The organism is Brevundimonas sp. P7753, from assembly GCF_013386595.1.
GTDB lineage: Bacteria > Pseudomonadota > Alphaproteobacteria > Caulobacterales > Caulobacteraceae > Brevundimonas > Brevundimonas bullata.
Genome location: NZ_JACARP010000157.1, coordinates 1 through 831, shown reverse-complemented (window position 1 = coordinate 831; position 831 = coordinate 1). Strand labels below are relative to the sequence as shown.

General features: G+C 61.6%; 2 protein-coding genes. Both read right to left on the bottom strand.

Annotated features, from left to right (window positions below; translation table 11 throughout):
• Positions 1 to 325, bottom strand: a 325-nt coding sequence (locus HX774_RS18620) for a TCP-1/cpn60 chaperonin family protein (protein WP_304488868.1), incomplete at its 3' end; no start/stop codon positions are given.
• 53 nt (positions 326 to 378) lie between these two features.
• Complete coding sequence (groES, locus tag HX774_RS18615; protein ID WP_178828924.1) at positions 379 to 666, bottom strand: co-chaperone GroES; 288 nt, start codon at positions 664 to 666, stop codon at positions 379 to 381.
• Positions 667 to 831: the final 165 nt, after the last annotated feature.

Below are 831 nucleotides of genomic sequence, written 5' to 3'. Positions count from 1 at the left end.
CGGCGACGGCCTTGAGGCCCTCTTGCACGATGGCCTGAGCCAGGACGGTGGCGGTGGTGGTGCCGTCGCCCGCGTTGTCGTTCGCCTTGGAGGCGACTTCGCGGATCATCTGGGCGCCCATGTTCTCGAAGGCGTCTTCCAGCTCGATCTCTTTGGCGACGGTGACGCCGTCCTTGGTCGAGCGCGGAGCGCCGAAGGACTTCTGGATCACGACGTTGCGGCCCTTGGGACCGAGCGTCACCTTGACGGCGTCAGCCAGGATGTTGACGCCGCGCAGCATCTTGTCGCGAGCGTCGGTGTTGAATTTTACGATTTTAGCGGCCATGGGGCAGCTCCTATCTAAATGTTTTTACGAGAGAAACCGGAAACCCGGCGTGCTTACGAGAGCACGCCCAGGACGTCGGATTCCTTCATGATGATCAGGTCGTCGCCGTCGATCTTCACTTCCGTGCCCGACCACTTGCCGAACAGGATGCGGTCGCCGGCCTTCAGCTCCAGAGCGACGTGCTTGCCGTCTTCGTCACGGACGCCGGGGCCGACGGAGACGACTTCGCCTTCCTGGGGCTTTTCCTTGGCCGTGTCGGGGATGATGATCCCGCCCTTGGTCTTGGATTCTTCTTCAACGCGCTTGACCAGCACGCGGTCGCCGAGAGGACGAAACGCCATCTGATGATCTCCCAATAGGTGTCGATTAAGCCCCGGAACCTGCGGTTTTTGGCAGCCGCCATCCCCGAGTGCTAACGCGACAGGAGTTAGGGTGGGGCCCCGTCACCGTCAAGGGGCGTGAGCGTGTGAATCCGTCCGCCAGATGACTTGAAAATGAACAAGCCC